A 208-nucleotide genomic window follows, 5' to 3' on the forward strand; every position below is an offset into this window, starting at 1 on the left:
CGGGCAGCGCGGTGCCGGCAACGGAGTCCTGCACGCTCGCCGCGGTGGCCAGCACTGCGAGGAGGAGGCCGAGCGTGCCGGCGGCGATGCTCCGCTTCCGGCCGACGGTCTTCTTGCCCGCGTCGACGCCCTGGCCGGCAGCGGGGACGCTGGCGGAGGCCTTGGCGCTCTGGGCGCCGATCACACAGGCCGACGGCTCTGCGTCCCG

Annotated in this window: 1 pseudogene; it reads right to left on the bottom strand. The window is 76.4% G+C overall.

The features are described 5' to 3' along the window. A pseudogene (locus IF89_RS0137375) lies at positions 1–208 on the bottom strand (IS5/IS1182 family transposase); the annotation flags it as partial.

This window comes from Streptomyces sp. NRRL F-2664 (genome assembly GCF_000719345.1).
In the GTDB taxonomy this organism is placed as follows: domain Bacteria; phylum Actinomycetota; class Actinomycetes; order Streptomycetales; family Streptomycetaceae; genus Streptomyces.